The organism is Prauserella marina (genome assembly GCF_002240355.1).
GTDB lineage: Bacteria > Actinomycetota > Actinomycetes > Mycobacteriales > Pseudonocardiaceae > Prauserella_A > Prauserella_A marina.
Genome location: NZ_CP016353.1, coordinates 6,826,467 through 6,851,918 on the forward strand (window position 1 = coordinate 6,826,467; position 25,452 = coordinate 6,851,918).

The 25,452-nt window shown below is 66.4% G+C and carries 25 protein-coding genes; 14 read left to right on the forward strand and 11 right to left on the reverse strand.

Annotated elements, in window-relative coordinates; translation table 11 throughout:
- The first annotated feature begins 203 nt into the window (after nucleotides 1–203).
- Nucleotides 204–644 (forward strand): SdpI family protein, encoded by a 441-nt coding sequence (locus BAY61_RS31795; RefSeq protein WP_091806637.1) that lies wholly within the window; start codon nucleotides 204–206, stop codon nucleotides 642–644.
- On the opposite strand, the gene BAY61_RS31800 is transcribed toward BAY61_RS31795, so the two are convergent.
- Nucleotides 613–1,194 carry a YqgE/AlgH family protein gene (locus BAY61_RS31800; protein WP_091806297.1) on the reverse strand — a complete coding sequence of 194 codons (582 nt, stop codon included), beginning with the start codon at nucleotides 1,192–1,194 and terminating at the stop codon, nucleotides 613–615. The two genes, BAY61_RS31795 and BAY61_RS31800, sit on opposite strands and share 32 nt — an antisense overlap.
- A 159-nt stretch (nucleotides 1,195–1,353) precedes the next feature.
- Between BAY61_RS31800 and BAY61_RS31805 the strand changes: the two genes are divergently transcribed.
- Both BAY61_RS31805 and BAY61_RS31810 read left to right on the forward strand, forming a co-directional pair.
- Nucleotides 1,354–1,611 (forward strand): YbaB/EbfC family nucleoid-associated protein, encoded by a 258-nt coding sequence (locus BAY61_RS31805; RefSeq protein ID WP_245865613.1) that lies wholly within the window; start codon nucleotides 1,354–1,356, stop codon nucleotides 1,609–1,611.
- 48 nt (nucleotides 1,612–1,659) lie between these two features.
- A complete protein-coding gene (locus BAY61_RS31810) occupies nucleotides 1,660–3,552 on the forward strand; it encodes a TNT domain-containing protein (protein ID WP_091806303.1) in 1,893 nt (630 codons plus the stop codon).
- 3 nt (nucleotides 3,553–3,555) lie between these two features.
- On the opposite strand, the gene BAY61_RS31815 is transcribed toward BAY61_RS31810, so the two are convergent.
- Nucleotides 3,556–5,001, reverse strand: coding sequence for a CCA tRNA nucleotidyltransferase (locus tag BAY61_RS31815; RefSeq protein WP_091806306.1), 1,446 nt, complete (start codon nucleotides 4,999–5,001; stop codon nucleotides 3,556–3,558).
- Nucleotides 5,002–5,102: 101 nt separating this feature from the next.
- Between BAY61_RS31815 and BAY61_RS31820 the strand changes: the two genes are divergently transcribed.
- The 9 genes from BAY61_RS31820 (at nucleotide 5,103) to BAY61_RS31860 (ending at nucleotide 16,146) form a co-directional block, all read left to right on the forward strand.
- The gene (locus BAY61_RS31820) at nucleotides 5,103–5,606 is read left to right on the forward strand and encodes an NUDIX hydrolase (protein ID WP_091806310.1); all 504 of its coding nucleotides are present in this window, start codon (nucleotides 5,103–5,105) and stop codon (nucleotides 5,604–5,606) included.
- A complete protein-coding gene (locus BAY61_RS31825; RefSeq protein WP_256328068.1) occupies nucleotides 5,603–7,765 on the forward strand; it encodes a DUF6049 family protein in 2,163 nt (720 codons plus the stop codon). Before BAY61_RS31820 ends, BAY61_RS31825 begins: the two co-directional genes overlap by 4 nt.
- 515 nt (nucleotides 7,766–8,280) lie before the next feature.
- Nucleotides 8,281–10,122, forward strand: coding sequence for a murein biosynthesis integral membrane protein MurJ (gene murJ / locus BAY61_RS31830; protein ID WP_091806313.1), 1,842 nt, complete (start codon nucleotides 8,281–8,283; stop codon nucleotides 10,120–10,122).
- A gap of 94 nt (nucleotides 10,123–10,216) precedes the next feature.
- Nucleotides 10,217–11,758, forward strand: coding sequence for a protein kinase family protein (locus BAY61_RS31835; RefSeq protein ID WP_091806316.1), 1,542 nt, complete (start codon nucleotides 10,217–10,219; stop codon nucleotides 11,756–11,758).
- Nucleotides 11,759–11,788: 30 nt separating this feature from the next.
- On the forward strand, nucleotides 11,789–12,394 hold the full coding sequence (sigM, locus tag BAY61_RS31840; protein WP_091806319.1) for an RNA polymerase sigma factor SigM: 606 nt from the start codon (nucleotides 11,789–11,791) through the stop codon (nucleotides 12,392–12,394).
- Nucleotides 12,391–13,146 carry a hypothetical protein gene (locus tag BAY61_RS31845; protein ID WP_091806322.1) on the forward strand — a complete coding sequence of 252 codons (756 nt, stop codon included), beginning with the start codon at nucleotides 12,391–12,393 and terminating at the stop codon, nucleotides 13,144–13,146. Before sigM ends, BAY61_RS31845 begins: the two co-directional genes overlap by 4 nt.
- Nucleotides 13,147–13,301: 155 nt before the next feature.
- On the forward strand, nucleotides 13,302–14,297 hold the full coding sequence (gene trxB, locus BAY61_RS31850; RefSeq protein WP_091806325.1) for a thioredoxin-disulfide reductase: 996 nt from the start codon (nucleotides 13,302–13,304) through the stop codon (nucleotides 14,295–14,297).
- 35 nt (nucleotides 14,298–14,332) lie between these two features.
- Nucleotides 14,333–14,656 carry a thioredoxin gene (trxA, locus tag BAY61_RS31855; protein ID WP_091806328.1) on the forward strand — a complete coding sequence of 108 codons (324 nt, stop codon included), beginning with the start codon at nucleotides 14,333–14,335 and terminating at the stop codon, nucleotides 14,654–14,656.
- Nucleotides 14,657–15,000: 344 nt separating this feature from the next.
- Nucleotides 15,001–16,146, forward strand: a complete 1,146-nt coding sequence (locus BAY61_RS31860) for an N-acetylmuramoyl-L-alanine amidase (RefSeq protein WP_091806331.1) — start codon at nucleotides 15,001–15,003, stop codon at nucleotides 16,144–16,146.
- A gap of 101 nt (nucleotides 16,147–16,247) precedes the next feature.
- Here the strand turns inward: BAY61_RS31860 and BAY61_RS31865 are convergent, their stop codons facing one another.
- Nucleotides 16,248–16,886: a GNAT family N-acetyltransferase gene (locus BAY61_RS31865; RefSeq protein ID WP_091806335.1), complete on the reverse strand. Its 639-nt coding sequence runs from the start codon at nucleotides 16,884–16,886 to the stop codon at nucleotides 16,248–16,250.
- Between the two features lie 205 nt (nucleotides 16,887–17,091).
- On the opposite strand from BAY61_RS31865, the gene BAY61_RS31870 reads away from it, so the two are divergent.
- Together BAY61_RS31870 and BAY61_RS31875 are read left to right on the forward strand one after the other, a co-directional pair.
- On the forward strand, nucleotides 17,092–18,423 hold the full coding sequence (locus tag BAY61_RS31870; protein ID WP_091806338.1) for an aminotransferase-like domain-containing protein: 1,332 nt from the start codon (nucleotides 17,092–17,094) through the stop codon (nucleotides 18,421–18,423).
- Between the two features lie 65 nt (nucleotides 18,424–18,488).
- The gene (locus BAY61_RS31875) at nucleotides 18,489–19,439 is read left to right on the forward strand and encodes a D-alanine--D-alanine ligase family protein (RefSeq protein WP_091806341.1); all 951 of its coding nucleotides are present in this window, start codon (nucleotides 18,489–18,491) and stop codon (nucleotides 19,437–19,439) included.
- 45 nt (nucleotides 19,440–19,484) lie between these two features.
- Here BAY61_RS31875 and BAY61_RS31880 read toward each other — a convergent pair whose 3' ends face one another.
- The 8 genes from BAY61_RS31880 to rpmH all read right to left on the reverse strand — a co-directional run bounded on the left by BAY61_RS31880 (nucleotide 19,485) and on the right by rpmH (nucleotide 24,959).
- A complete protein-coding gene (locus BAY61_RS31880; protein WP_091806343.1) occupies nucleotides 19,485–20,495 on the reverse strand; it encodes a ParB/RepB/Spo0J family partition protein in 1,011 nt (336 codons plus the stop codon).
- A complete protein-coding gene (locus tag BAY61_RS31885) occupies nucleotides 20,492–21,382 on the reverse strand; it encodes a ParA family protein (protein ID WP_091806346.1) in 891 nt (296 codons plus the stop codon). The genes BAY61_RS31880 and BAY61_RS31885 overlap by 4 nt, the downstream gene beginning before the upstream one ends.
- 112 nt (nucleotides 21,383–21,494) lie before the next feature.
- Nucleotides 21,495–22,190, reverse strand: coding sequence for a 16S rRNA (guanine(527)-N(7))-methyltransferase RsmG (gene rsmG, locus BAY61_RS31890; protein ID WP_091806349.1), 696 nt, complete (start codon nucleotides 22,188–22,190; stop codon nucleotides 21,495–21,497).
- Nucleotides 22,191–22,396: 206 nt separating this feature from the next.
- Entirely contained in the window at nucleotides 22,397–22,966 is a 570-nt protein-coding gene (locus BAY61_RS31895) for a Jag family protein (protein ID WP_091806352.1), read from the reverse strand.
- Between the two features lie 26 nt (nucleotides 22,967–22,992).
- Nucleotides 22,993–24,090 (reverse strand): membrane protein insertase YidC, encoded by a 1,098-nt coding sequence (yidC, locus tag BAY61_RS31900; RefSeq protein WP_091806355.1) that lies wholly within the window; start codon nucleotides 24,088–24,090, stop codon nucleotides 22,993–22,995.
- A 4-nt stretch (nucleotides 24,091–24,094) separates the two neighbouring features.
- Nucleotides 24,095–24,412 (reverse strand): membrane protein insertion efficiency factor YidD, encoded by a 318-nt coding sequence (gene yidD / locus BAY61_RS31905; RefSeq protein WP_091806642.1) that lies wholly within the window; start codon nucleotides 24,410–24,412, stop codon nucleotides 24,095–24,097.
- Between the two features lie 11 nt (nucleotides 24,413–24,423).
- Nucleotides 24,424–24,792 carry a ribonuclease P protein component gene (gene rnpA, locus BAY61_RS31910; protein ID WP_091806358.1) on the reverse strand — a complete coding sequence of 123 codons (369 nt, stop codon included), beginning with the start codon at nucleotides 24,790–24,792 and terminating at the stop codon, nucleotides 24,424–24,426.
- A gap of 23 nt (nucleotides 24,793–24,815) precedes the next feature.
- Nucleotides 24,816–24,959: a 50S ribosomal protein L34 gene (gene rpmH / locus BAY61_RS31915; RefSeq protein WP_091806362.1), complete on the reverse strand. Its 144-nt coding sequence runs from the start codon at nucleotides 24,957–24,959 to the stop codon at nucleotides 24,816–24,818.
- Nucleotides 24,960–25,452: the final 493 nt, after the last annotated feature.

The following is a 25,452-nucleotide window of genomic DNA, read 5'->3' on the forward strand; positions in this document are numbered from 1 at the left end:
CGCCGCGCTGTCGGCCGAATGCCGGTCAGCGCGGCTGAGTAAGGAGCAGACCAGCCGTACCCATCCGTCCATGGTAGCCGCCGCTACCACGGGATTTCGCACAAGCCCCGTGGTGCACCCGCCTGTCTCCGACCAATGGCGTGCGGCACAACGGGTCAGGGTGTCGACAAAGCCGCTCCGGAGTGCCGCGTATTCTCACGCTCGTGTTCGTGGTAGCGCTGATTCCGATCCTTGTCGGTGTTCTCGTCGGCTGGGGTGGTTTCCTCGGGCTGCGCGGAAAGCTGCCGCGCGATCGCGGCGCCGGTGTCAGGACGGCAGCGACCCTGCGCAGTGACGAAGCGTTCATGGTCGCCAACAAGGTCGCCGGGTTGCCGACGCTGGTCGCCGGATTCGTCGGCGTCGCGGGCGGCGCGGCCGGACTCGCGATGCCGGACACCGTCGGTCTCGTGATCGCGGCGGTGATCGGTCTCGTCGGAATGTTCGCGCTCGTCGCCGGCGGCGGCGTGCTCGGACACAGGGCGGCGAGCGCGGTTCCAGCGCCGAGCGAACCGGAGATTCCGGCAGGCTGCGCGGGTTGCGCCTGCGGCGGCTGCGGCGTGTTGAGCGGTTCGGCTAATTCCGCTGCAAATCCCCAGGGTGCGTAGCGAGCAAAGCCGTCGGCAGCCCCTGCCTTCGCAGTACCTGGCCCCACAAATCCTTTTTCGGTGTCGCCAGCACGTCGCTCGGCAACGCGGGCACGATGAGCCAGTCTCCGCGATCGATCTCGCCCGCGAGCTGACCCGAATCCCAGCCCGCGTAGCCCGCGAACACGCGCAGACCACGCACCTTCGGTACGAGCACATCCGGATCCGAGTCGAGGTCGACCAACGCGACCGGCCCTCTGACGGCGATGACGCCTGGCACACTCGCGGCGGTTTCGCCGGTGCGCAACGCGGCCAGACACAGCGCCGTCTTCTTCTCGACCGGCCCGCCGACGAACACGGCCTGAGGTTCCACCACGTGCGCACCCCAACTCGGAAGCACCTCGTCGACGGGAACGTCACTCGGCCGGTTCAGCACGACACCGAGGGTGCCTTCGTCGCGATGATCGATGACAAAAACCACGGTCCTGCGAAAGTTGGGGTCGAACATCGTAGGGGCAGCGACCAGGAGTGTGCCTGGCTCAACCTCGGCGTCCGCTCGCACGCTGTCCATGATCCCACCCGCACCACCCGCCCGAGTCACGGTGGGCTGGTGTTCTCAGCAGCCTCAAAGGTTCTCGCCACGCCCGCATACGCCGCCGATCGCGGACGGCACTTCCTTGCCGGTCTCGCCGAATACCGAACCTCCACCCGTTAGGGTGAGCCTGTGACCATGGCTGGTAACACAGCGTCGACGACCGTCACATCGCAGGACGGGCTCGTTCGCGCGACCGTCGATTCCGCAGGCGCTCTCACCGAACTTGAGTTCGCACCGACCGCGTTCGAGAGAACCGATCCGGGCACTCTCGCGCGGACCGTCCTCGATGTGGTCCGCGAAAGCACCGACAAGGCAAAGGTGCGATCCGACACCGCGGCACCTCCGCCGGTTCCTCCCCGGCCGACACCCAAACGCGTGCGTCCGCCTCGCTAGGTTCAATAATCTGAACCGCGACTGTGGGGACTGACTAAGGGGGAAGGCGTGCGCTACCGAGCTGAGGTGGCCGATCGCCCTGATGCGCTGTACGCGCTGTGGAACGGCCAGATTTTTCGAGCCCAGCGATCGACGGCGGACGAGACGGTGCTGCTCGCCGCACCGGAGGGCGCCGAGCCGCCCGACGACTTCGACGCGCAATGGCAAGGGGCACCGGCCAAGGTGGTTCCCGCCGCCGAAGCCCGTGCCACGTTCAGCATTCACACCTATTGCCTCTTCGACGACGAGGCGTACCGCGTCGAACCGCGATCGCAGGACGGCGAACTGACCCTGCGATGGGCGGGAAGGGACGAGCGGCTCGCCGCCGACCTCGGCCTCGTCGACTTCACCGCGACGACCGACGACCCGGAAACGCTCACCGCGCTATGGCAGGAGAGGCACGACTTCGCCGAGGAAGGAACTCCTCGCACCGAACCCGGCAGCGGTGACACGCAGGCTCTGCTCAGGGCCATCGGCAGGACTCTGCTGAGCTTCCTGCCTTCGGGCTGGCACCGGGTCGGCGCACAGTTCCGGCAGGTGGGGGACTACTCGGAACTGGAAGTACGTGCGGTGGCCGGTGACGTCGCCGTCTCGCTCTCGGCGCCAGCCGAACTGAGCCAGCTCTTCGCTCAGTTGCGTTCGGCCATGTACGAGCCGGACAAAGGAACCTGGTTTCAGGGCACCTTCACGCTCGACGCCTCAGCCGACTTCGATTTCGACTACGACACCGACACCGAACCGGATTGGCGGCTGCCTCCAGAGGGACGCACCACCGCACGCAGCTACGACGTCGAGTTCGACTACTACCCGCGCACGAACGCACCGGTCTGGCTCAGCGCCAAGGCCGGAAGGCCGCTGGAAGTCACCTTCCGAGGGGCGAAGGTCGTCGACAGCCACGTCGAAGGAGAGAAGCCGGTCGTCAACAGGCCGCCGGTCCCGCAGGAGGAGATCCCGCGCATCCTCAACTACCTCTACCGCGCGCCCGTGGTCGCGGGACGGCCTGGTCTGTTGCAGGACATCTTCGTGCAGGGTCCTCCGAACGTCCCCGACGCGGTGCACACCGATGGCACCTGGATCTGGCCCGCGGCCGTTCCGCACTATCTCCGCAAGTACGGAGTGCCGCCGGAGGCTGACCTGCTCGATCACATCAGGGCCTGCGACTACCGGCCCGACTACGTCGAATCACTGCTGCGCCGCACCGCGGAGGCCGACGTCGTCGGAAAGCCGAGGCCGGCTCGGTCCGACGAGGACCTCGAAGAGCGGGACGTGCTGACCGAACTCGAAAGAGGCAGGGAACCAAAGCGGGACCTGCGGGCAGGCGAAGTGCTCACGGTGCTGCGGCGCAGGCTGGCCGAGCACGGAGTCGATGACGGCGCATGGTCCCTTCGCCGCACGGAGCGAGGCTGGGAGGTCGCATCGCCAACGGCGGGGGAGCCGCGCTGCTTCACCAGAGTTCGCGATGCCGCCGAGGCGCTGCTCGGCGCCGTACTGCTCGCTCCCGGCAAGCCGGACTCAGAGACGACCTCCGATGCCGAAGCCCAGAAGCAGGAGGACACCACGACGGATTGGCCGATCGTCCCGTTGCGCGGCGAACCGCCACTGCACTTCTATCGGCGCAAGCGCATGATCGTGCTGCCCGAGGACAGCATCGTGCGCCGCTTCGGCAACGAGACGGGCAACCTCGTGCATCCTGAGGGCACGGCGTTCGCGGAGACCTCGCTCGCCTTCGAGCGCGAGACCGAGATCCACCACTACCGCGTGGCCCGCCCACTGCACGTGCTCACCGGCGTGACGTCGCCGTGGGGCCCGTTGCGGGGCGGTGCCGTCGGCTACCTGCTGCCCCACGCCATCGGCAAGCACATCGAATCGGGTGCGCTGGAGCGGGTTCCGCCCAAGAACTGATCTCTAGTCCTTCGGCTCGATGCCCTGTTCCCTCGCCCAGGCACGCAGCTCGGCCACGGCCTCGTCGTGGTCGAGCGGCCCCCTGTCGAGCCGCACCTCCTTGAGGTGGGTCCACGCCTTGCCGACCAGCGGGCCAGGCGGGAGACCGAGCAACCGCATGATCTCGTTGCCGTCGAGGTCGGGCCGCACCTTGGCGAGGTCCTCTTCCTCGGCGATCCTGGCGATGCGCTGTTCGAGATCGTCGTAGGTGCGCTGCAACGCGATGGCCTTGCGCCGGTTTCTCGTGGTGCAGTCGGCGCGCACGAGCTTGTGTAGCCGGGGCAGCAGGTCGCCTGCGTCCGTGACGTACCTGCGGACGGCGGAGTCGGTCCACTCGCCCTTGCCGTAGCCGTGAAAGCGCAGGTGCAGGTACACGAGCTGGGCGACGTCGTTGATGACGTCCTTCGAATACCTGAGTGCACGCAAACGCTTGCGCACCATCTTGGCCCCGACGACCTCGTGGTGATGGAAGCTCACCCCACCGCCGGATTCGAACTTGCGGGTGTCCGGCTTGCCGATGTCGTGGAGAAGGGCGGCAAGTCGCAACACGAGGTCGGGCTCGGACGTCGGTTCGTGCCGCTTTTCGAGGTCGATGGCCTGTTCGAGCACCGTCAGCGAATGCTCGTAGACATCCTTGTGCTGGTGATGCTCGTCGATCGCGAGCCGCATGCCGGGCACCTCGGGCAGCACGTGATCCGCGAGCCCGGTTCCGACCATCAGCTCGATTCCCCGCCTCGGCTCCTCGCCGAGCAGCAGTTTGGAGAGCTCGGCCTGCACCCGCTCAGCGGTGATCCTGGTGATCTCGCTCGCCATGTCGGTCATGGCGGCGACGACCCTCGGCGCCGGTTCGAAAGACAACTGCGAGGCGAACCTCGCCGCCCTGAGCATCCGGAGCGGATCGTCGGCGAACGACTCCTCCGGCGTCGCGGGCGTGTCGAGCACCTTGCGCCGGAGCGCGTCGAGCCCGCCGTAGGGGTCGACGAACTTCTTCGTCGACAAATCGATCGCCATGGCGTTGACGGTGAAGTCCCTGCGGACCAGATCTCCCTCGATGGTGTCGCCGAACGACACCTCGGGATTGCGGGTGACCCGATCGTAGGAATCCGCGCGGAACGTAGTGATCTCCACCGTCATGCCGCGCTTCGAAAGGCCGACCGTGCCGAACTCGATGCCGGTGTCCCACACCGCATCGGCCCATCCGGCGACGACCCGCTGGATGGCGTCGGGCCGCGCGTCGGTCGTGAAATCAAGATCGGGAGAAAGCCTGCCGAGCAGTGCGTCCCGCACGCTTCCACCGACGAGGAACAACTTGTGCCCCGCCTTGCCGAACCGGTCGGCGAGTTCGTCGGCAATGGGTGAGATGCGCATCAGCTCGGTCACCGCGTTCTGCTGAGCGGTGAGGTTGTTCACCAGGATCGCACCCCCGGGATGGTCCTATTACTACATACGAGGATCAACACGGACACGAGAAGCCAGCCTACCGGCGTCACCCTTTGCTCTAGCATCGCAGCATGCCTGGATCGGCCGGTCGCTCCGGTGGCGCAAAACCGGGACGTCGGTCCCGGCGCCGCCGCGGCAGGCGGCTGACCACGGTCGACGAGACCTCAGCCGGTGGACTCGTCGTTGATCCCGAAAGGCAAAACGCGGTGCTGATCGGCAGGCTCGACCGGCAGGGAAAGCTGCTCTGGTCACTGCCGAAGGGACATATCGAAGACGGCGAGACGACCGAGCAGACGGCCATGCGAGAGGTCAAGGAGGAAACCGGTATAACCGCGCATGTGCTGCAACCGCTCGGCACGATCGACTACTGGTTCGTCGCCGAACGTCGCCGCGTGCACAAGACCGTGCACCACTTCGTACTTGAGGCATCCGGCGGCGAACTCTCCGACGAGGACGTCGAGGTCACGGAAGTGGCCTGGGTTCCACTGTCGGAGTTGGAGCGCAAACTCGCCTACGCCGACGAGCGCAAGCTCGTCCGCAAGGCACGAGAGATTTTCGAGGGAGCCTCGGAGTGAACAAGGCGCGCGAGGCCGGTTCACCAGCAAGGAAGATCGCAGCGCTGGTGGCTGCGCTGGCCTTCATGGTCGCGCAGGGACTTTTCGGTGCGCAGAGCGCGTTCGCCCAGCCGATTGACGCACCCGACCGGCTCAAGCTCGACGTCAGCCAGCTCAGCCCGAGAATGATCACCCCGACGGATCAGACGGTGCGACTTTCGGCGACCGTGACCAATGTCGGCGACCGCCCGATCACCGACGTCGTTGCCCGCTTCCAGGTCGGCGCTCCGCTGAGCACCGAGAGCGAGGTCGACCAGGCACTGACCGAGCCGCCCGCCACCGACGCGGCGGCCTCGCAGTGGGTCGGTGTCACCGACACACTCGCCCCAGGCCAGCAGGCCTCGTTCTCGATCACCGTCTCGGCAGCGGAGCTGGCGCTCACCGCTCCCGGGCTCTATCCGGCTCTCCTCAACGTCAACGGCACACCCGCCTACGGAGGGCCGGCCCGGCTGGCCGAGGTCGACCTGTTGCTGCCGGTGATCGACCCGCCGAGCGGAAGCGCCCCCACCGACGTCTCGGTGTTGTGGCCCATCTCGTCGTCGAGGCCGAGCGTGGTCGCCGCTCCCTACGGTGGTCCGATCGTCCTTTCCGACGACGGGCTCGCCGAGGAACTGGCCCCTGGCGGCAGGCTCGACGCGCTGGTCGCGGCTGCCTCGGCCAAGCGAAGCGACGCCGCGTTGTTCGGTTCGCTGTGCTTCGCCGTCGATCCCGAACTGCTCGACACGGTGTCGGCAATGGCAGGCGGGTACCAGGTCCAGACCGGGACCGGTCGCGTCGACGGCTCGGGAGGGGCCGACGCGGCGCGCTGGCTCGAATCGCTGAGGGAACTCGTCGCCGGCCACTGCGTCGTGCAGATCCCCTACGCCGACGCCGACCTCAGCACACTCTCGAAGGTCGAGACGGAAGCCGACCTTGTCGGCGACGCGCTCAACACCGCTTCCATCCTCGGCGTGCTCAACGTGCAGCCGAGAGCAGGCGTCGTCTGGCCGGGCGGCGCGCTCGACAACATGGCCATGAGGGCGGCCACCGCCGCGGGCGCCAGGACGCTCATCACCGACCCTTCACAGCTGGAGACGGCGAACACGGGCTCGGCGACGACCGTCATCGACGGCACTGGGGCGAAAGCGCTGACCTACGACCCACTCGTCGCGAGAGCACTCGGCGGCGGCCCCTCCCGTGCTTCGGAACCGTCGAGCCCCTCGACTCCGCCAGGCCAGCCCAACATGGCGACCCAGAACGCCATCGCCACGCTCGCCTTCCGGGGAGGGCTCGGCGCCGAGCAGCCTTCCGGCCCCGTACTCGTCGCGCCGCCGCACGGCTGGGACGCGCCGGTCAGCGAACTGGTGACGATGCTCGACGCGATCGACAGCCTCAACAGAGCAGGCATGACGAAACCTGCTCCGCTCGCGGAACTGCTGGCCGCACCCATGGAGGGCAGCGCGGCACTGAGCGCGGGCAGCGACACCGTGAACCCGCCCGCTTCGGCGACCAACCGCTTCGTCGGCGAGCTGTCGTCGGCCGAGGAGATCGCCGCCAACCTGCAATCCGCGATGTCGGTCGACGCGACCCGGCAGGTCGAGCCGATGACGGTCATCAGGCCGTTGCACAACGCGGTGCTCCGAGCGACGTCGACGGCGTGGCAGAGCAGCGAGGAACTGAGCAGGAAGGCAGCCGCGACGGCTACGGCGCAGGTCGACGCCCTCCGCAGGCAGGTCACCGTCGCGACTCCGTCCCAACCGATCTCACTCGCGTCGGGTTCCAGCCCACTGCCCGTCACGCTGAGCAACTCACTGCCTGTCGCAGTGACCGTCCGTATCCAGCTTGAGAACAGCGCGGGGCTTCGGCCTGCCCGCATTCCGGACACCCCGCTCGCGGCGGGGAGCAAGTACGCGAGGCTCATTCCGACGGAGGCACTGCGGTCCGGACGGTTCAACGTGGATGTTTCGTTGACCACACCTGACGGGACTCGACTCGGTTCGACGGCCCGCCTCGAACTGACCTCCAACGAGTTCGGCATCGTCACTGTCGTGCTCACGGCCTCGGCGGCGGGCGCACTGGTGCTGCTTTCGGGGCACCGGCTGTACCGCCGGGTCAAGGCTCGCAAGTCGAACGGGGCCTGAGTTTCCTCCACGGGCGCATTACCCTGAATCGACCGCTTGACCGCCGACGGATTGGGCACGTGTTGGACAGAGAGCCGGGCATCCCGCCCGAGCGTGCGGGGAGACCTCCGCGTCCTGACCGTGCACCGCCGGTGAATCCGGGACGCAGACCGCCTCCCGACCAACAGCGCTCTCGGCAGGAAAGGGGGCGGGAGCCGAGGGAAGGCCAGCCCGACCCCAGGAGCAACGGGCAACCACCTGGTTACCGTGGGCAACCGCCTCCGCGCGGACGGCAACAACCGCCACGCCAGCCTCCGCAGTCGCCACAGCCGCCGCCCGGCCAGCCACCGCCGAACCAGCAGCCGAGAAAGCCGCCGCCGAGGCAGGCCCCGCCACCACAGGGGCCACCGCCACAGGGACCACCACCGCAGCAGGCCCCTCCTCCCGGACGCGGGCAGCCTCCCGCGCAGGCACCACCGCAGGGTGGCCCACCGCGAAGGGGCAGGCAGCGGGAACCGCACCGGCGCCAGGCACCGGTGCGGCCGTGGCGGCAGGAAGCCCAGCGCCCGGCGGGACGGCCACCGCAGAACGACGCGACGATGTTCATCCCGCGCGAGCGGGGTGTTCCCCCCGGCGTGCGCTGGCCCATGGCCGACCCCGACGTGCTGCGGCCGTACGACGAGCTCGCGACGCGGATGATGCCGCGGATCCTCGACGGTCCACGCCCATCCGAGCCGATCGGCGACCGGCTTCCGGCCGTCCAGCTCGAACGGCCGGAAGAAGCCGAGAAGGCACCATCGCTCGCCAAGGCGAGCAGCCGCATGGCCATCGCAACCCTGATCAGCAGGATCACCGGGTTCGCGTGGAAGGTGATGCTGGCGTGGGTCGCCACGCTCGGTGTGCTCTACGACTCGTTCACCGTCGCCAACACGCTGCCGCTGATCATCAACGAGCTGCTGCTCGGTGGCGTACTCACGAGTGTCGTCGTTCCGTTGCTCGTCCGTTCACAGGACGACAAGGACGGTGGCGAGGCATATACCCAGCGGTTGCTGACCATGGCCGTGACCGTGCTCGGCCTCGGCACCATCGTCTCCACGGCGTTCGCGCCGTGGCTGACCGGCCTGCTGATGGACGACACGGGCCACGCCAATCCTGAGCTGGCGACCTGGTTCGCCTACCTGCTGCTGCCAGGGCTGCTGTTCTACGGTCTTTTCGCCGTGCTGTCGGCGATCCTCAACGCCAAGCAGATCTTCGGCCCCGCGCAGTGGGCTCCGGTCGTGAACAACCTCGTCATCTTCGTGACCATCGGGATTTTCGCGCTCGTGCCAGGCGACCCGACGATCATCCCGACGCAGATGTCGGACCCGCAGGTGCTCGTGCTCGGCATCGGTGTGCTCGCGGCCATGGTCGCCCAGGCGCTGTTCCTGTTCCCCGCGTTGCGGCGGTCCGGCTTCACGTTCAAGTGGCGCTGGGGCATCGACGAGCGGCTCAAGGAGTTCGGTGGCCTCGCGCTGTGGATCCTCGGGTACGTGGTGATCAGCCAGATCGGCATGGTCGTCAACACGAGGGTGCTCACCGCGGGCGCGGCAGGTGGTGCGTCGATCTATTCGAACGCATGGCTGCTGTTCCAGTTGCCCTACGGCGTCATCGGGGTCTCGCTGCTCACGGCGCTCATGCCCAAGATGAGCAGGGCGGCAGCCGACGGCGAGTACCGCAAGCTCATCGGCGACCTTTCCTACGGCTCCCGGCTCACCACGCTCATGCTGCTGCCCGTCTCCGCGGTGATGGCCGTCGCGGGTACCTCGATCGGTGTCGCGCTGTTCGCGCTCGGCAAGGGCTCGGTCGAGGACGCGGAACGGCTGGGGCAAGCGCTTGCGGTCTCCGCGTTCGGCCTCGTTCCCTACGCGCTGGTCATGCTCCAGATGCGGGTGTTCTACGCGATGAAGGACTCGCGAACGCCGACGTTGATCATGCTGGTGATGACGGCGGTCAAGATCCCGCTGCTCTATCTCGCCGCCGCACTGCTCGATCCGGTCAACGTGGTGCTCGGCGTGATGCTCGTCAGTTCACTCGTGTTCGTGGTCGGCGCCGTGCTCGGGCAGGTCTGGTTGTGGGTCAAACTCGGCAACCTGCGCAGCAAGCGGGTGCTCGGGGTCATCCTGTTCACCGTCGTCGCGAGCGGACTCGGCTCTCTCGCCGCCGTGGGCGTCGGCATGCTGGTCCCCGACATGTTCGGTCCGGTCGTCGGCGCGTGGATCAAACTGTTCCTGCAAGGCATCGTCGGAATCGGGGTGTCGTTCGGCGTTCTGATCGCCCTGAAGGTCGACGAACTGACACCGGTGACCAACAGAATCACCCGGATGATCGGTCGAGGTTGAACGGCCGTGGCCCGGATGCCGCACGAACCCACCCGTTGTTCACGTACCCTCATGGCGAGAACGAGAGGCGAACAAGGCAGGGGGTCCGACCCGAGTGTCCACGAGTACACGGGGTGGATCGCTGGCACCCGGAGGGGTCGTCGGCGACGGCCGTTACCGGTTGCTTGCTCAGTTCGGGATCGACGAGCGCGCGGGAGCTCATCTCTGGCGCGCCCGGGACGGCCAGCTCCGCAGGGATGTCGCGCTGACCATGCTGGTCGGCGATCCCGCTGACGCGGAGGCTGCCCGGCTCGGCAGGCGAACCCTCGAACGCGCCGCGCACGCGGCAAAGTTCAACCACGCAGGCGTGGCGAGGGTGCTCGACGTGCTCAGCCTCGGCAACGGCATCTCCTCCAGCGAGGGTCTGCTCGGCATCGTCGTCGCGGAATGGACAAAAGGTACAGACCTCATCGACCTCGTCGCCGAGAAGCCCGTCGATCCGGGAACCGCGGCCCGCATGGTGCAGGCGCTCGCCGAGGCCGTCGAGCAAGCACACCAATCAGGACTCGTACTCGGACTGGACCACCCGCAGCGGCTGAGGCTCACCCCTGACGGACGGTTGCGCCTCGCGTTCCCAGGCCCGCTTCCCGACGCGACACTGCGCGACGACGTGAAAGCGCTCGGCGCCATCCTGTACCTGCTGCTCACCGGAAGGTGGGCGCTCCAGGGCGGACCACCAGCTCTTCCAGCGGCTCCGAGGTCACCGGCGGGAAGGCTCGTTCCGCCCCGTTCACTCGAACCGCGCGTTCCGCAGGAGCTCTCCGCGCTGGCCGTTCGCACGATCGAGGACGGCGGACAGGGCGGCATCCGCACCAGCGCCGCCATCCTGCGAGTGCTGGACCAGGCCGCCGAAGCCGCCGAGCGCACGCAGTACATCAGCAAGGAACCACCGCCCGTCGACCCCGACGGAACGGTCTGGACAACCAAACGGCCGGTCAAGGACGCGGCGCGGAGACGCAAACTCGCGCTCGGGGTGACCGTGCTCGTCATCGCGGCCGTCGGCATCCTCGCCTGGCTGGGCATGATGGCCATCAGCTTCTTCCAGAACGACTCCGAGACCAGCGGCCCCGAGGTCAACCTCGCCGATCCGCCCGCGAGCGAGCAGCAGCAACAACCGCCACCTGCCAATTCGGCGCCGCCGCCGGCGACCGGCACGGGCGACCCGGTCGCGCCTGCCGAGATCACGGTCTACAACCCCGAGGGCGAAGGCGACAGCGTCGCCGACGCCGACAAGGCGATCGACGGCGACCCCGCCACGGTGTGGAGCACGGACGACTACCGGCAGCAGTTCCCCACCTTCAAGTCGGGCGTCGGCCTCGTCGCCACGTTCGACCAACCGATCGACCTCGCAAAGGTCGAGATCACGGCCGACAGCCCTGGTACGAAGGTCGAGATCAGGTCGGCGGACAGCGCGAACCCCGACCTCGACACGACGAACGTCCTCGGCTCGGGAGAGCTGAAGGACGTGAAGACCGAAGTCTCGCTGCGGCAACCGACCTCGACGGAGTACGTCATCGTCTGGATCACCTATCTGTCGGGCGAGGAACCGGAGTTCACGTCCGAGTTCGGCGAGCTGACCTTCCTGCCTGCCGGGTGACAAAGCCAAACCTGTTAGTACTCTTTGCCCGTGACCGCAGCAGCAGCTCCCACTGATGCCGATCTCATAGCGGCGCATACCGCAGGGGATCCACACGCCTTCAACGAGTTGGTCAAGCGGCACCGCGACAGGATGTGGGCCGTTGCCCTCCGCACGGTGCGCGACCCCGAGGAAGCCGCCGACGCCTTACAAGAGGCGTTCATCTCGGCGTTCAGGGCTGCCGCCAATTTCCGGGCGGAGTCGCAGGTCACCACCTGGCTGCACCGGATCGTCGTCAACGCCTGCCTCGACAGGGTCCGCAGGCGACAGGCCCGTCCGACGGTGCCGCTGCCGGAACAGGGCCACAACGAGCCCGCCATGCCCCGTGACTCGATCGCGGAGCGGGAAACCCGGCTGGTGATCAAGGAAGCGCTCGCGCAACTACCCGAGGAACAACGGGTCCCGATCGTGCTGGTCGACGTCGAGGGTTACTCCGTTGCCGAAACGGCGAAAATGCTGAATATCGCCGAGGGAACAGTCAAGAGCAGATGTGCTAGAGGACGCGCCAAACTGGCCAAACTTCTCGCCCATCTGCGGAACCCCGACTCTCACGGTGACGTCCCAACTCACGAACGCAAAAACGGGGAGGGACGATGACGGACGAAGGCAGGGGGTTGGGCGGGGCAGTCGGCCCCCCGTGGTCTGTCGATGTGCTCGCCGACCTGCATGCCGGTGTACTCAGCGAACGCGAAGCGGCCGAATTGTGGCCGAGAGTCAACGCGGATCCTGAAGCACGCGCGATCATCGAGGCGCTCGATGCGACGAGTGCCGATCTCGCCAGTCTTACCGCCGCGCCGATCGAACCGATGCCGGCCGACGTGGCGGCAAGGATCGAAGCGGCGATCACGCAGGAAAGCAACGCACGTGACTCGAACGTCGTGAGTATCGACGTTGCTCGCAAGCGCAGGAACAAGCGTGCGGGCTGGGGGGCGGGCTTCCTGGCCGCCGCGGCGGCCGTGGTCGCCGCGGTCGTCATTACGGTGCCCGGCGCGCAGGAACAAACTGGGGGCGTCGCCGAACCCGCACCTTCGGACAGCGGGCAGGCGGACAGTGAGGCACCACTCGCACTGCAAAGTGACAATCTCGGCAGTGCGCTCGGTGAGATCAACGGGGTCCGCGACTTCGGGCCGGTTGGGGATCAACAGCGGCTGGCGGCCTGTGTCGAGGCAAACGGTATCGATCCGGCCGTGAAGCCGGTCGGGTTCCGTCCCGCGACCATCGACGGCCAAGAAGCCCTCATCGTGCTCTACACCACCGGGGAGCTGGCTCAGTACCGGCTCATCGCGTTGTCGCCCGAATGCGGTCCAGGAAACCCTGGCCTGCTCAAGGACGAGGTCATCGGCCGGTAGAGCACAGCGGTACAAATTCTGGTTCACGGGGCCGGTCCTTCCACACCATGGAAGGACCGGCCCTTTTTATCGGCGGCGCCCGGCAGGCCGGGAACACGCGCACCTACCATCGTGTTGACCCTGGTAAGCAGGCGTTGTCGAAGCGGAGGTCACGGGTGGCTGCACAGGACATTCGGAACCTGATCATTGTCGGATCGGGTCCCGCTGGGTATACGGCCGCGGTGTATGCCGCTCGTGCCCAGTTGGAGCCATTGGTGTTCGAGGGTTCCCAGTTCGGTGGTGCGCTGATGACCACCACCGAGGTCGAGAACTACCCCGGTTTCCGCGCGGGCATCCAGGGCCCGGAGCTGATGGACGAGATGCGCGAGCAGGCCAAGGTGTTCGGCGCCGACCTCCGTACCGAGGACGTCGAGGCGGTCGACCTCACCGGGCCCGTCAAGTACGTCACGGCCAACGGCAAGCAGTACGCGGCAAAGGCCGTCGTGCTGGCAATGGGTGCCGCCGCGCGCTACCTGGGCGTCCCTGGTGAGCAGGAACTGCTCGGCCGTGGGGTGTCCTCATGCGCGACGTGTGACGGCTTCTTCTTCCGCGACCACGACATCGCCGTTGTCGGCGGCGGTGATTCGGCGATGGAGGAGGCGACGTTCCTCACCAAGTTCGCCAAGAGCGTGACCATCGTGCACCGCAGGGAAGAGTTCCGTGCATCGAAGATCATGCTGGAGCGGGCGCGCGCGAACGAGAAGATCCGGTGGAAGCTGAACTCGCAGATCAGCGAGGTCCTCGGTGACGGCAAGGTCGCGGGCCTTCGGCTAAAGGACACGGTGACCGGCGAGGACTCGACGCTGGATGTCAGCGGCTTTTTCGTCGCCATTGGACACGATCCGCGCAGCGAACTCGTCCGAGGTCAGGTCGACCTCGACGACGAGGGCTACGTGGTGACGCAGGGCCGCAGCTCCTACACCAACATCGACGGTGTTTTCGCGGCCGGTGACCTCGTCGACAGGACCTACCGGCAGGCCATCACGGCCGCGGGCAGCGGCTGCACCGCCGCGATCGACGCCGAGCGCTGGCTGGCTGAACACGCCGACGTCGCGCAGGCCCACGAAGCATCCGAACTGGTCGGCGGCGGGTACGCGGCCGGCGTCAACTGATCGTCCAGGTCAGAACACGACAGGAGAAGAAACTGATGACCGACACCGTGCAGGTGACCGACAAGAGCTTCGCCGACGACGTGCTCGCCAGCGACAAGCCTGTCCTCGTTGACTTCTGGGCGACCTGGTGCGGCCCGTGCAAGATGGTCGCACCCGTGCTTGAGGAGATCGCTTCCGAGCACAAGGACAAGATCACGATCGCGAAACTCGACATCGACCAGAACCCGGGAACCCCCCGTGACTACCAGGTGATGTCGGTTCCCACGCTGATCCTTTTCCAGGGTGGCAAACCGGTCAAGCAGATCGTCGGGGCGAAGCCGAAGAACGCACTGCTCTCCGACCTGGCCGACGTCCTCTGATCGGCGATTCGCGCTGAGAAGGCCCGGGGGCACGCCCGTCGCGCGTCCTCGGGCCTTTCATTGTGCGGCCGGGCCAGGCCCGATGACGCACGCAGTGGGCCTACGCGCTCACACAGAGTTCGCAAGGCACAATAGGGGACACGGAGCCGCTGGGCTCTGTAGTCAATTTGCACAGCATCGAACGCACTAGGTCGTGTTTGATTCCTCGCAAGGCGGAGGGAAGCCCTCGTACCGGGTCGTACTCGGGCTTTCCGACAACGCTGCGAGGGGCCACGCTGGCCCCGCGCAGCCGACTGAGGGTTTGTCGGACGCGACCTAGGTGCCCAAGGAAGAGCGAGGAGTGCATGCGGGTACTCCGCCGCGGCGACACCGGACCGGAGGTCGCCGAAGTCAGGTCCATGCTCTCTGGCCTCGATCTGCTTCCCCCTGGGGACGGATCCGACGGCTACGGCGCATTCGATGCCGTCGTCGAACACGCCGTTCGCGCGTTTCAGCAGCGCAGGGGCCTGATCACGGATGGCATCGTCGGACCTGCCACCTATCGTGCGCTGCGCGGCTCCAGCTACCACCTCGGCAGCAGGCCGCTCGCCTACCTGATCTCCTCGCCAGTACACGGCGACGACGTCTTCGCGCTCCAGGAACGGCTGACCGAACTCGGCTACGACGCGGGCAGGCCCGACGGCGGGTTCGGCCCCCAGACCGAGCACGCGCTGCGCAATTTCCAGCGCGACTACGGCCTCGTCGTCGACGGCATCTGCGGTGCGGCAACCGTCAGGGCACTGCGCCAGCTGTCTCCGCGGGCCCGTGGTGGACGCCCGGTGTTCCTCCGCGAACAGGAGCAGGTGCGCAGGGCAGGCCCACGCCTGCGTGGCAAGCGCATCGTGATCGACCCGGGGCACGGCGGCGACGATCTCGGCGTCACTGTCGACAACGTTCGCGAAGCGGATATCGCATGGGACCTCGCGCGCAGGCTGGAAGGCCGGATGAAGGCCACCGGCATGGAGGCACTTATCTCGCGCGGTCCCGCGCACAGCCCTTCCGAACTCGAAAGGGCCCAATTCGCCAACGACGCGGGAGCGGACCTCTTCCTCTCGCTGCACAGCGACGGCAATCGCTCGCCCTACGCGCAGGGAGTCGCGAGCTTCCATTTCGGGACGGGCAACGGCACGACGTCGACGGTCGGTGAACTGCTTGCCGGCTACATCCAGCGCGAGCTGGCCGCGAGGACAGGGCTGCGCGACTGCCGCACCCACCCGAAGACCTGGGAGATCTTCACCCGGACTCGCTGCCCTGCCGTCCGGGTCGAGATCGGCTACCTGACCAACCACGACGACCGAGTGCGCCTCTCCGACCCCGCGTTCCGCGATATCGTCGCCGAAGGCATCCTCATCGCGGTCAAGCGCCTGTACCTGCTCGGCGAAAACGATCAGCCCACAGGCACTTTTACGTTCGCCGACGTACTGGCCCACGAGCTGGCGAAAGCCGAGTAGTCCACGGGTAGTCCCCAGCGATACCCACAAGAAATCCCCAAGAAAACTGCCCCGGTTGTGGATAACCGGGGCAGTTGTGCACAGATCTGTGGATAACTGGGTCAGGCTCGGGCGTTCTCCGGGGTCGCCGTGGTGATGGTGACCTGGCCGAGCAGCTTCTCAAGCGCGGCCTCGACGTCTTCCTTCCACGAGATCGCCGAGCGCAGCTCAAGGCGCAACCTCGGCCAGCGGGGGTGAGGGCGCACCGTCTTGAACCCGACGCTCTGGAGGAAGGTCGAGGGCACAACACACGTGTGCTCGTCACTCGCCTCGTCCGGCCGCGCGTCACCGAACGCCTCAATGGCCCGTACACCGCGCCGCGTGAGGTCTTTGGCAACCGCCTGCACCAGAAGCCTGCCGAGGCCGCCACCGCGGAACTCAGGGGCAACGTGGAAGGACGTCAGCAGCACCGCGTCGGCACTCGGTGGAGAGGTCGGGAAAGCATCCGCCCTCGGAACGGCACTCGGTGGCGCGTAGAGCACGAAGCCGACCGGCAGATTGCCACTGTGGATGATCCGGCCGCACGAACCCCATTCCAGCAGGACGCCGGACACCCACGCTTCCTTCTCGACTTCGGTCTCGCCGAACTCGGCCGCTTGCTCCCGCAGGTGCGGAGCCAGTTCCCAGTAGACGCAGCGCCGACACTGCACCGGAAGCTGCTCCAGGTTGTCCAGCGTGACGCCCACAATGCGTCGCGACACCCGACCTCCCCTGGAAAACACGACTATCGATCTTGCGCCGACGCGCGCGAGACAGCGCCGCGAAGGCCAGCAAAGCATAGGCCGATGTGACAAGCGGCGGAAAGCGGGGAGTGGCCCAACTGACTGACGTTACACTCATTGGGGTCTACCTACTGGTAGATCGACCAACTGCCGACGCGCTTTTCGAAGCAGACAGAAGTATGCGATGAATGCCGCTCAGCCACCGGAGCACAGACAGGGGTCGGAGCCCGGCCGCCACAACCTCGACCCTCACCTCGACCGCTACGCCGCGCGCACGGCGGGAATGACGGCGTCGGAGATCCGAGCGTTGTTCGCGGTCGCCAGCAGGCCAGAGGTCGTCTCACTGGCAGGCGGCATGCCCAACCTCGCTGCACTGCCCCTCGACTCGCTCTCGGGCCAGATGGCGGAGCTCATCGCCGAAGACGGTCTAGTGGCGCTGCAATACGGCTCCGCGCACGGCGTCCCGACACTGCGTGAGCAGATTTGCGACGTCATGGCGATGGAAGGCATCACCGGTCATCCCGACGACGTCGTCGTCACTGTTGGCTCGCAAATGGGCCTCGACATGGTGACCCGGCTGTTCTGCGATCCCGGCGACGTCGTGATCGCGGAAGGTCCTTCCTACGTCGGTGCTCTCGGTTCGTTCGCCGCGTATCAGGCCAAGGTCGTGCACGTCGCGATGGACGACGACGGGCTGGTCCCCGAGACTCTGAGGGCAGCGCTCGCGCACGCCAAGAGCCAGGGCAAACGAGTGAAGTTCCTCTACACCATCCCGAACTTCCACAACCCGGCAGGCGTGACGCTCGCGGTCGAACGGCGTGCCGAGATCCTTGAGATCTGTAGGGAAAACGACGTCCTTGTCGTCGAGGACAACCCCTACGGCCTGCTCGGTTTCGACGGTCAGACCTATCCAGCGCTGCGCTCGATGGACCCGGACAACGTGGTTTACCTCGGGTCGTTCTCGAAGACCTTCGCCTCCGGCCTCCGCGTCGGGTGGGTGCTCGCCCCTCACGCGGTTCGCGAGAAGCTCGTGCTGGCCGCCGAATCGGCGACGCTGTGCCCACCGACGCTCAACCAGCTCGTCGTTTCCCGTTATCTGGCAACGCATGACTGGAAGGGCCAGGTCAAGACCTTCCGCGAGAACTACAGGGAACGTCGCGACGCCATGTTGTCGGCGCTCGAACAGCACCTCCCCGCGGGCTGCACGTGGACCCGGCCCGACGGCGGTTTCTATGTCTGGGTCACGGTTCCCGAGGGCGTCGACACCAAAGCCATGCTCGCGCGTGCGGTCACGGCAAGGGTCGCGTACGCGTCCGGAACCGGTTTCTACGCCGACGGTTTCGGCAGCAGGCAGATGCGGCTTTCCTACTGCTATCCCACTCCGGAACGGATTCGGGAAGGCGTACGCAGGCTCGCCGGTGTCCTTGAGTCCGAAATGGACCTCATGCGGACCTTCGGCAGCGGCACCACTCGTGCCGTTTCCGGACCGCAGTTTCCCGGACCCGACACAGCCTGACCGGATTGCCTTGCCACGCAAGGATTTTCGTACTTTCAGCGTTTCCAGCACCGAGGAGTTTCGCCGTGCCCGAACCCACTGTCGCCGTGCTTGCAGGCGGTCTCTCGCACGAGCGTGACGTCTCGCTGCGGTCAGGACGCAGGCTTTCCGTCGCACTTCGCGACCAGGGCATCACGGTCGACGAGTGGGACACCGATTCGGGTCTCGTGGCCAGGCTGCGGGACGAGCGACCCGACGCCGCGGTCATCGCGTTGCACGGGGGAGAAGGCGAGAACGGCTCCGTGCAATCGGTGTTGGAAATGCTCGGAGTTCCGTTCGTGGGCACCAGTTCGCGCAGTTGCCGCAAGGCATGGGACAAGCCCATCGCCAAGGCGCTCGTCGCGGGCGCGGACTTCGCCACACCCGATTGGATCGTCCTGCCGCACAGCACCTTCCGCGAGCTGGGCGCGCAGGCGGTACTCGACGCGATCGTCGACCGGCTCGGTCTCCCGCTGATGCTCAAGCCGGACGAAGGCGGTTCGGCACTCGGCACCCAGGTGGTCCGGAATGCCGCGGAGCTTCCCGCCGCCATGGTGGGGTGCTTTGCCTACGGCGACACCGTCCTGGCCGAGCGGTTCATCGACGGCGTCGAGGTCGCGGTGACGGTACTCGAAGGGGAGGCTGGTCCTCGGGCGCTGCCAGCCGTCGAGATCGTGCCGGAAAACGGCGTGTACGACTACACCGCTCGCTACACGGCGGGGCTCACCGATTTCTTCACGCCTGCCAGGCTTTCCGAGGAGACGGTGAAGGCGGTCGGTGAACTCGCCGTCGGTGCCCACCGATTGCTGGGCTTGCGCGACATCTCCCGCACCGACGCGATCGTCGCCTCGGACGGCACCGTGTACTTCCTCGAAGTCAACTCCTCACCGGGACTGACCGAGACCTCGACGGTGCCGATGGCGTTGGAAGCGGACGGGACGTCGCTCGGCGCAGTTTTCTCCGGCCTGATCTCCCGCGCGGTGGAGCGCGGGAGCTGATCGGCGCACTTTCCTAAATCATCACCGTGACGAAATGACCTGGTGTCATTGGTCATCGGTTATTTGTGCCTGATTTGTCTTGTTCGGGTCCATGAGGCCGACAATGCGTTCGAGATCGTCGACCGAGCCGAACTCGACGACGATCCGCCCTTTACGACGACCAAGGTCGACTTTGACTCTCGTGTCGAAGGAATCCGACAGCCGCTCGGCGAGATCTTGAAGCCCCGGCGCCTGCATCGGCTTGCGGGCCGGTGCCTTCTGCTTCGGTTTCGCCGCACCCTTCGCGAGCGTCACCGCCTCCTCGGTAGCTCTGACCGAGAGTCCCTCGGCGACGATCCTCGCCGCCAGTTCCTCTTGGGCTTCCGGCTCGTCCAACGACAGCAATGCCCGCGCGTGCCCTGCCGACAGCACCCCGGCGGCCACCCTTCGCTGTACGGGGAGGGGGAGCCGGAGCAGCCGGATCGTGTTGGTGATGACCGGCCTGCTCCTGCCGATCCGCGAGGCCAGTTCCTCGTGGGTCACGTCAAACTCGTCGAGAAGCTGTTGGTAGGCGGCCGCTTCTTCGAGCGGGTTGAGCTGAACCCGGTGGATGTTCTCCAGCAAGGCGTCCCGCAGCATCGCCTCGTCGGCGGTCTGCCTGACGATCGCGGGAATGAGTTCGAGCTCGGCCTGCTGAGATGCCCGAAGCCTGCGCTCACCCATGACGAGCTCGTACTCGTCGCCCGGCAATTGCCTGACGACGATCGGCTGCATCAGGCCGAACTCACGGATCGAGTGCTCCAGCTCGGCCAGCGCTTCCTCGTCGAAGACCTGCCTCGGCTGCTTCGGATTCGCCTTGATCGAGCTGATCGGCACCTCGCGGTAGACCGCACCAGCGACCTCGCCCCCGTGCCCCTTGATCGCACCGTTGGCGGCGAACCAGTCGCCGGGCGGGGGAGCAGGAACAGCGGTCTGGTCGATCTTCACCTCCGCGGTGACGACTTCCTCAGAACTCACCGGCCCAGTGGGAATCAGCGCGGCTAACCCGCGACCAAGACCACCCCTGCGTTCGCTCATCTCTGTCCCCTCGCTCCACGCTCGGCAACTTCCCGAGCCGCGTCGACATAACTCATGGCGCCCCGAGAACCGGGGTCGTAAGCCAGCACGGACTGGCCATAGCCTGGCGCCTCGGAGACCTTCACGCTGCGCGGAATGATCGTCTTGAGCACCACGTCACCGAAGTGATTGCGTACCTCCTGCGTCACTTGATCGGCGAGCTTGGTGCGCCCGTCGTACATCGTCAGCAGGATCGTCGAGACCACGAGCGCGGGATTGAGGTGCTTCTGAACCAGCTCGATGTTGCTCAGGAGTTGGCCGAGACCTTCCAGCGCGTAGTACTCGCACTGGATCGGGATGAGCACCTCGTACGCCGCCGACAGAGCGTTCACCGTGAGCAGGCCGAGCGAGGGCGGGCAATCCACGAAGACGTAGTCGACGCCGAGCTCGTCGAGCGCTTCCTTGGACAGCGCCTCCTTGAGCCGCGACTCACGGGACGCCATCGACACGAGCTCGATCTCGGCGCCGGCCAGGTCGATGGTCGCCGGTACGCACATCAGGTTGGGGGACTGGCTGCTCACCTGGGTCGCGTCGACAAGGGACACCTCGCCAATGAGCATCTCGTAGACCGAGGGCGTGCCGGAGCGGTGATCGACATCGAGCGCGGTGCTGGCATTGCCCTGCGGGTCGAGATCGATGACGAGTGTTTTGAGCCCATGAAGCGCGAGCCCTGCGGCAAGGTTGACCGTGCTGGTCGTTTTGCCGACGCCGCCCTTCTGGTTGGCGACGGTCAGCACCCGGCGCCGGGTCGGGCGGGGCATCGCGTTCGCGTCGGGGTGAAGGACGCGCGCGGCACGCTCGGCTTCCTCGGCGATAGGGGTCCAACCGAGACCGCGCTCCGCGCTCATCTCACGGGGAGGATTCACCGAGTGCCCCTTCCCGCGCCGCCTCGCCTGGTGCACCGTTTCACGTGGAACATTCGCCGCTCCGTACAGATCGTCATTCGCTCGGCCAATCCTTTCATCTCGAACGCGCACCGGCCTGCCGTCGAGACCGCGCGGTCTTGCGCTTCTCGGTGCGTTCGATCAGCACCACCGTGGTCGGCGTATCCAGCACGCCGGAGCCACACATTGTCAGCGATGGCGCGTCGCCACCTGCCTTCGCGATCGCGACTCGATCGCGCTCGATCTCGTCCTGGGCACTCGCGCCCTTCAACGCCACCAGGCTGCCCTTCGGTCGCACCAGAGGAAGACACCAACCGGCCAACCGAGCTAGGGGAGCTACCGCGCGAGCGGTCACGACATCGGCAAGACCTACTCGGTCGCGCACCTGCTTCTCTTCGGCTCGACCACGCAGAACCGTCAACGACAGAGAAAGCGTCTCGGACACCTCTGTCAGCCAGTCGACCCGCCGCGCCATCGGTTCCAGTAGCACGATATCGAGATCTGGCCTGCTGATGGCGAGCGGCACTCCGGGGAGTCCCGCGCCGGATCCGACATCGACAACTCGCGCGCCTTCCGGAATCACCTCACCGATGACAGCGGAGTTCAGTACGTGCCGATCCCACAAGCGATCAACTTCGCGGGGCCCGATAAGTCCTCGCTCGACGCCGTGTCGCTCCAGAAGATCAACGTACTGCTCGGCCAGTTTCAGCCGGTCTCCGAAGATGGTGGACGCTGCCGCCGGAGCGGCGGACTCCGATCCGTCCAAGTCCACTGAACCACTCCTCCTCAGGCTCGCTGTTTCACGTGGAACGAGCCCTGGTCGATTCTCCCCGATGCCGACGCGAACGCGACGCGACAGTCCGCAGATGTGGAGAAGTCCACTGTCACTCTCGTCGCCGACCTGAGTTTCACGTGAAACTCGGACACAAAAAAGCGGCCCACCGGAATCCGGTGGGCCGCTCAACGAAAGGGGAGTGCTTACTCGGGGAGCACCACCACGCGACGCTTGGGCTCCTCGCCCTCGCTCTCGCTCGTAACGCCGTCGACGCCGGCGACCGCGTCGTGAACGACCTTCCGCTCGAACGGGCTCATCGGCTGCAATCGAGTGCGCTCACCAGAAGCCGCCACCGACTCCGCGGTGGACCGACCCAGTTCGCGTAGCTCTTCCCTTCGAGCCGCGCGCCAACCCGCGATGTCCAACATGAGCCTGCTGCGACTACCGGTCTCTTGCTGAACCGCCAGCCGGGTCAGCTCCTGAAGGGATTCGAGAACGTTGCCACGGGTTCCGACAAGCTTGTCCAGGTCCTCGCCGCCGTCGATGCTGACGATCGCCCTGCCCGCCTCGACGTCGAGATCGATGTCGCCGTCGTAGTCCAGGATGTCGAGGAGCCGCTCCAGGTAGTCCCCAGCGATGTCGCCCTCCTGAACGAGCACATCGTCGTCGGAACTCTTCGACTCGGTAGCGCTCTGCTCCTCAGCTTCCTCCACGTTCGAGCCCTCGTCGGCCCTCTGTTGTTCGGCGCCAATAACCTCGGCGGTTTCCGACATGTCGTTCTCCTCTCAACGCGAGGGCGTCAGCGCCGCTTGCGTCCCTGTGTCTTCTTGCCTTGGGTGACCGGGCGCTGCTGGTTGCCACCGTTCTTGGCCCAGGCGCCTCCGCGCGTGCCGCTGCCACTCTTCACGTTCTTGCCGTTCTTCGCGGATCCCTGTCCGCCGCTCTTGGGAGCCGGTTTCTGTCCCTCGTCGTCCGGCGTGGTCTCGTCCGCCTGCTGGGTGGCGTTCTGCTTCGGCTTCTGCCCCACCTGAGGTTTCTGTCCGGGCTTCGGCTTCTGGCCGGGCTTCGGGCCGAGGTTGGCGCGCTTCTCCTTGGCCTCGGCCTTCTTCGCTTCCTCTTCCTTGTCGATGCGCGTGTAGACGAGCCGCTGCTGCATCAAGGTCCAGCCGTTGTTGGCGAGCCAGTAGATCAACAGACCGACGGGGAAGAAGGCGCCGAAGATGAGGACACCGCCGGGGAAGATCCACAGGGTCAGCTTGTTCATCATCGCGGTCTGCGCGGTGGCCGAGGCCGGGTTCTGCCGTGCGACCGAGTGCCGTGCCGTGAAGTGGGTCGCGACGCTCGCGATGATCATCAACGGGATCGCGACGGGGGCGACGTGCCAGTGCCAGCCGGGATCCGCCGCCGCTGCACCGCCGCCAAGAGCGGAGACGTGGTTGATGGCGTCACCCAGGTTGACACCGAAAATCTTGGCGTCGACGTAGGAGCGGACACCCTCCGCGTCGAAGAAGTAGTTGCTTTCCTTCCCCGGCGCGAACATCCGGAGCACGTGGTTCAGACCGATGAAGACCGGGATCTGCAACAGCATCGGTAGGCAGCTACCCAGCGGGTTGACCCCGTGCTCCCGCTGAAGGCGCTGCATTTCTTGCGCCTGCCGTTGGCGGTCGTTCGCGTACTTCTTCTGGACCTTCTTGATCTCCGGCGCGAAGTCCTGCATCTTCTTCATCGACCGGACTTGCTTCACGAACGGCTTGAACATGATGCCGCGGACCGTGAAGGTCAGGAAGATGATGCCGAGGATCCAGGCAATCGCGTTATCCGCACCGAAGACGAAACCGAAGACCTTGTGCCAACACCACAAGATGAACGACACAGGGTAGTAGATAAAGTCGAGCACTGAGCTACTCCTCGGTAGACATACCAGGGCTTTGGCGCCGGAAGCTGAACTTCTCCGGCACGGGGTCTCGCCCCGGCGGGGTCCACGGACCGCACCGCAACAACCTGCGCACGGCGAGATAGGTACCGCGAGCGGCTCCGTGCCGCGTCAGCGCCTCGGCCGCGTAGGTGCTACAGCTCGGGTAGAACCGGCACATCGGGGGAAGAAATGGGGAGATGGCCTTGCGATAGAAGCGGATGGGGAGCAGCAGCACCCAGGCGACCGGCGTCGGCCGTGGCGGACGGGTCGGCTCTTGGGTCTCGGCCGTCTCATTGCCGGCCATTTGCTCGTTACTCACACCGCTGGTCCATGGTCGTGGCGGGCGGACGATGAAAGGCTCAATCGTCGCAGCGCGGCGTCAAGGTCCGAGCCCAGCTCGGCACTCGTCGCGGTTGCCGCGGGTGGAAGTGCCCGAACGACCAACGCGCTCCCGGCCGGCAAGGTTCCGAGCCTGGCGCGCACAAGATGCCGTAGGCGTCGGGTGACTCGATGACGAACCACCGAATTGCCTACGGCTTTGCTCACTACGAATCCCGCCTTCGTTCGCTCACCGCTATCGGTGAGCGCGTGCAGCACAAGGCGGCGGCGCCCTGCCCGGGCACCGCCGCGCATTACCGCACGGAACTCCTCACTCCGCCGAAGACGGGCGTCAGTCGGTAGCACGCCGCGCCTCGCAGGTGACGAAGTCAGGCGGACAGCTGCTGACGGCCCTTACGACGACGTGCCGCCAAAATGGCTCGACCCGCCCGCGTGCGCATCCGCAGCCGGAACCCATGGGTCCGCGCGCGACGGCGGTTGTTCGGCTGAAAGGTGCGCTTGCCCTTGCTCACGGCTCAGTTCTCCTGGTCTCAACGTCTGCTCGTCATGTCACCCACTGACGTGCGGCTCCACCTTTGCCTGAACTCCTCGCCACAATGAAAGTCAGGTGGGCAGGCAAACGAGCCCGCGATCAGCGGCAGACCTTACGAGGGTACGCACCTGTCCCGGTGACACCGAAACCGGCCCCTTGAGTAGCGGAGCGCGACTGCCATCATTATTGATCAACACCACGCACGATCGTCGAATGGCAACACGCCGTACACCATGAAATGCTGCCCCGGAAGCGAGTCTTGTGGCAACACGTACGGCTTGTTAGCGTGCCTCTTCTCGGTTTTTCAGCGAGGGGTGCGTTCACGCCGCCGGAAGGTGGGAGACTCCGGCCGGCAGTACCTTGATCCCGCGGGATGGAGTGCCCTCGGACCGCCGTACATTGATGCACAGTTGTGGACAACTATGTGGATACCTGCTGCGCAGGTCGACCACATCGACCTGCGTTGACGCACC

Excerpts from the sequence above, each read along its gene's own strand:
- BAY61_RS31800 (WP_091806297.1), bottom strand. The coding sequence starts at position 1,194 with ATGGACAGCGTGCGAGCGGACGCCGAGGTTGAGCCAGGCACACTCCTG.
- BAY61_RS31805 (WP_245865613.1), top strand. The coding sequence starts at position 1,354 with ATGGCTGGTAACACAGCGTCGACGACCGTCACATCGCAGGACGGGCTC.
- BAY61_RS31820 (WP_091806310.1), top strand. The coding sequence starts at position 5,103 with ATGCCTGGATCGGCCGGTCGCTCCGGTGGCGCAAAACCGGGACGTCGG.
- BAY61_RS31845 (WP_091806322.1), top strand. The coding sequence starts at position 12,391 with ATGACGGACGAAGGCAGGGGGTTGGGCGGGGCAGTCGGCCCCCCGTGG.
- trxA (WP_091806328.1), top strand. The coding sequence starts at position 14,333 with ATGACCGACACCGTGCAGGTGACCGACAAGAGCTTCGCCGACGACGTG.
- BAY61_RS31860 (WP_091806331.1), top strand. The coding sequence starts at position 15,001 with ATGCGGGTACTCCGCCGCGGCGACACCGGACCGGAGGTCGCCGAAGTC.
- BAY61_RS31870 (WP_091806338.1), top strand. The coding sequence starts at position 17,092 with ATGAATGCCGCTCAGCCACCGGAGCACAGACAGGGGTCGGAGCCCGGC.
- BAY61_RS31880 (WP_091806343.1), bottom strand. The coding sequence starts at position 20,495 with ATGAGCGAACGCAGGGGTGGTCTTGGTCGCGGGTTAGCCGCGCTGATT.
- BAY61_RS31885 (WP_091806346.1), bottom strand. The coding sequence starts at position 21,382 with ATGAGCGCGGAGCGCGGTCTCGGTTGGACCCCTATCGCCGAGGAAGCC.
- BAY61_RS31895 (WP_091806352.1), bottom strand. The coding sequence starts at position 22,966 with ATGTCGGAAACCGCCGAGGTTATTGGCGCCGAACAACAGAGGGCCGAC.
- yidD (WP_091806642.1), bottom strand. The coding sequence starts at position 24,412 with ATGGCCGGCAATGAGACGGCCGAGACCCAAGAGCCGACCCGTCCGCCA.